The sequence below is a fragment of the Polaromonas sp. genome, from assembly GCF_043778355.1.
In the GTDB taxonomy this organism is placed as follows: domain Bacteria; phylum Pseudomonadota; class Gammaproteobacteria; order Burkholderiales; family Burkholderiaceae_C; genus Polaromonas.
In genome coordinates this window covers 1-3,733 of sequence record NZ_JAYWHI010000044.1, presented here as the reverse complement: position 1 = coordinate 3,733, position 3,733 = coordinate 1, and the positions used below count along the sequence as shown (strand labels likewise).

The following is a 3,733-nucleotide window of genomic DNA, read 5'->3' as shown; positions in this document are numbered from 1 at the left end:
CCAGAGCGGCTCCGGCCTGTCGTTGAACCTGGTTTACAACCCGCAGGGACCGTCGCTGCCGCCTGAGCAGCAGGGGCTGCAGGCCGACTACAAGCGGGAACTGCTGGCGCATTTCGGCATTGTGTTCGATGAGCTGTACGCGTTGACCAACATGCCGATCCAGCGTTTTGGCTCCACCCTGGTCTCCAAAGGCACGTTTGACAATTACATGGACTTGCTCAAGAGCAGCTTTCAGCAGCAGAACCTGGCCGGCGTGATGTGCCGCAGCACGGTCAGTGTGGACTGGCAAGGCTGGCTGTCGGACTGCGACTTCAACCAGCAGCTCGGCCTGCCGCTCGGCACCTCGGGTGTGCAGCGCCATCTGCGTGATCTGCTCAGGTCCGACATCAACGAACAAGCCATCCGCGTGGCTGGGCACTGCTACGGCTGCACCGCCGGCCAGGGCAGCAGTTGCGGCGGCGCCCTGGCATCCTGAACCTGCGCCACCGGTGACCATGGCCGCACCCGCCTTGTCCATCGTCATGCCGGTGCTCAACGAAGCGGACGGCCTGGACGCGGTCCTTCAGGCGCTGGCGCCACTGCTCGCGCAGGGCGCAGAGCTCATTGTCGCCGATGGCGGCAGCCTGGACGGCACGGTGGTGCACGCGCAGGCTGCTGCGGCGCGGGTGGTCCATGCGCCGCGTGGCCGCGCGCTGCAGATGAACGCAGGCGCTCAACACGCCAGCGGCGACGTCTTGCTGTTTCTGCATGCCGACACCCTGCTGCCTCCAGATGCCAGTACCTTGATGATTCGGGCGCTGGCCAGCGGCGCGCAGGTCTGGGGCCGCTTTGATGTGAAGATCTTCGGCCAGCCACCGTTGCTGCGTGTGGTCGCCGCCTTCATGAACCTTCGTTCGCGCTGGACCGGCATTGCCACTGGCGACCAGGCCATGTTCATGACACGCGCGGCCTTTGCGGCGGTAGGCGGTTTTCCGGTGCAACCGCTGATGGAAGACATCGAGATGTCGGCCCGTTTGCGCAGGCTCTCCCGCCCCGCCTGCCTGCGCGCCAAGGTCTTGACTTCAGGTCGGCGCTGGGAGACACGGGGCACGTGGCGCACCGTGCTGCTGATGTGGCGCTTGCGTTTTGCCTACTGGCGCGGCGTGGCGCCAGAACGCCTGGCCGAGTTATACAAGTGAGGTCCCCGTGACCCGTCTGCTTGTTTTCGCCAAGGCGCCGCAAGCCGGTGCCGTCAAGACCCGTCTGATCCCCGCCCTGGGCGCGGACGGCGCAGCGGCGCTGGCGCGCGCCATGCTGGACCACACCCTGCATCAAGCTCTTGCGGCGGGCCTGAACGCTGTGGAGCTGTGTGCGAGCCCGGCGCCGGACGATGCGGCCTGGCGCGGTGTGGCGCTGCCCGCAGGTGTGGAACTGACGGCGCAGGGCGATGGCGACCTCGGTGAACGCATGGACCGCGCAATGCAGCGCGCGTTCTCCCTGCATGCGGGCCCGGTGCTGCTGATCGGGACCGACTGCCCGGCGCTGGACAGCGCGCATCTGCGCGAAGCGGCCCGGCAACTGACGCAACACGACGCGGTGCTGCTGCCGGTGGCCGACGGTGGGTATGTGCTGATCGGTCTGCGCGCGCCCTGCCCCGCCATCTTCACGCACATGGCGTGGAGCACATCCTCTGTCGCCGCCGAAACGCTGCGTCGCCTGGCCGCTCTGGACCTGCACGTCTGGCAGGGGCCGGTGCTGCACGACATCGACGAAGCGGCAGACCTGGCCCACCTGCCAGCCGGCTTCAAAGGCCCTAAATTTCAAGCCAAATCGCCCCCCCGCCCATACCGGACAAGCGCCAGCAGCTCCTGATTTCATAGCAACCTTACTTCCGAAAGAACCGCGATGAGCAACAGCAACGAGACCTACAACATCGTCACCGACTACTACGGCCGCCAGTTGCAGGGCACGTCCGACCTCAAGACCAGCGCCTGCTGCGACGTCAGTGCCATGCCCGAATGGCTCAAACCGCTTCTCGCGCGCATCCATCCCGAGGTGTTGTCGCGTTATTACGGCTGCGGCCTGGTCTGCCCGCCGCTGCTGGAGGGCTGCCGGGTGCTGGACCTGGGCTGCGGCTCCGGCCGCGACGTGTATGCCTTGGCACAGTTGGTCGGCCCCAGCGGCTCGGTGGTCGGCGTCGACATGACCGATGAACAGCTCGCCGTGGCGCGCGCCCATCAAGACCACCATGCAGAACTGTTTGGCCATGACAACGTGACATTCCTGCACGGCTACATCGAGCGGCTGGACGAACTTGGACTGGCACCCGGCAGCTTTGACGTGATTGTTTCCAACTGCGTGGTCAACCTCTCGCCCGACAAGGACGCGGTGCTGGCCGGCGTGCAGCGCCTGCTCAAGCCCGGCGGCGAGTTTTATTTTTCCGATGTGTATGCCGACCGCCGCGTACCGGCCACGGTCAAAAACGACCCTGTGCTGTACGGCGAATGCCTGGGCGGCGCGCTGTACTGGAAAGACTTCGAACGCCTGGCCCAAGGTCACGGCTTTGCCGACCCGCGCCTGGTGGAAGACCGGCCACTCGATATCACCGACCCGCAACTCGCCGCGCGCACCGGCAACCTGCGCTTTTATTCAGCAACCTGGCGGCTGTTCAAGCTCGCCGCGCTGGAGTCCGCCTGCGAGGACTATGGTCAGGCGGTCATCTACCAGGGCAGCATTCCCGGTCAGGCCGATCGCTTTGTGCTCGACAAACACCACGACATCCAGACCGGCAAGGTGTTCCCGGTCTGCGGCAACACCTGGCACATGCTGCACGGCACGCGCCTGGCGCCGCACTTCAGCTTTATCGGCAACTTTGACACGCACTACGGCATTTTTGAAGGCTGCGGCACCAGCCTGCCGTTTAACGGTGCGCAGGGTAATAGCGCTGGTTTTTGCGGCCCCGTCGGATGCTGCTGATTTATTTCCCGCCACGCCATGGAATACCTGCTTATCGCCGTTGCACTTTTTCTGGCCTTCGGAAACGGCGCGAACGACAACTTCAAGGGCTTCGCCACCGTCTGGGGTTCAGACTCCCTGAGCTATCGCCAGGCATTGATCCTTGCAACGCTGGCTACCCTCGCCGGCAGCCTGCTGTCGCTGTACCTGGCAAACGGCCTGGTACAGCAGTTCTCAGGCAAAGGCCTGCTGCCGGCGCTTGTTGTGGACGCCCCGCGCTTCATCGTGAGTGTGGGCCTGGCGGCAGCGCTCACGGTCATCATCGCCACACGCGCGGGACTGCCGATTTCCACCACCCATGCCCTGCTGGGCGGTTTGGTGGGGGCAGGACTGTCGGCCAGCCCGGCTGAGTTGCAGTTAGCCCGGCTCGGCAACACCTTTGTACTGCCTCTGCTGCTGAGCCCGGTTTTGGCTGCCGTGCTGGGCTGGCTTGCCTGGCGGCTACTGTTGCTGCGGCGCGCCGACACAGATTGCGCCTGCGTCATTGCACCGCCTGTGCTTGCCGTGTCCTCCGGCCCTGTGCTGCAACAGATAACCGCTCCTCAACTGGTGATGGGCTCCAACACCCAATGCGACCAACTGGCGCCGCCCCTGGCCCGGCTGGCGATTGCCCGCATGCTGGACCGGCTGCACATTTTTTCCGCCAGCCTGATCTGTTTTGCGCGTGCCGTCAACGACACCCCCAAGCTGGCGGCGCTGCTGGTGGCAGCCCACATGCTCAATGCACAGACCTCCATCG

5 protein-coding genes are annotated in these 3,733 nt (G+C 65.2%); all 5 read left to right on the top strand.

Annotation, left to right across the window (positions count from 1 at the left end; translation table 11 throughout):
• On the top strand, positions 1-475 hold a 475-nt coding region (locus tag ACH2CW_RS07615; RefSeq protein ID WP_395056724.1), incomplete at its 5' end, for a DUF3641 domain-containing protein.
• Between the two features lie 19 nt (positions 476-494).
• Positions 495-1,178: a TIGR04283 family arsenosugar biosynthesis glycosyltransferase gene (locus ACH2CW_RS07610; protein ID WP_395056722.1), complete on the top strand. Its 684-nt coding sequence runs from the start codon at positions 495-497 to the stop codon at positions 1,176-1,178.
• A gap of 7 nt (positions 1,179-1,185) precedes the next feature.
• Positions 1,186-1,851, top strand: a complete 666-nt coding sequence (locus ACH2CW_RS07605) for a TIGR04282 family arsenosugar biosynthesis glycosyltransferase (RefSeq protein ID WP_395056720.1) — start codon at positions 1,186-1,188, stop codon at positions 1,849-1,851.
• A gap of 33 nt (positions 1,852-1,884) precedes the next feature.
• Positions 1,885-2,955 carry a methyltransferase domain-containing protein gene (locus ACH2CW_RS07600; protein WP_395056718.1) on the top strand — a complete coding sequence of 357 codons (1,071 nt, stop codon included), beginning with the start codon at positions 1,885-1,887 and terminating at the stop codon, positions 2,953-2,955.
• Between the two features lie 18 nt (positions 2,956-2,973).
• Positions 2,974-3,733 (top strand): inorganic phosphate transporter (locus ACH2CW_RS07595; protein WP_395056716.1); only part of this gene is annotated, 760 nt, incomplete at its 3' end.

Excerpts from the sequence above, each read along its gene's own strand:
- ACH2CW_RS07610 (WP_395056722.1), top strand. The coding sequence starts at position 495 with ATGGCCGCACCCGCCTTGTCCATCGTCATGCCGGTGCTCAACGAAGCG.
- ACH2CW_RS07600 (WP_395056718.1), top strand. The coding sequence starts at position 1,885 with ATGAGCAACAGCAACGAGACCTACAACATCGTCACCGACTACTACGGC.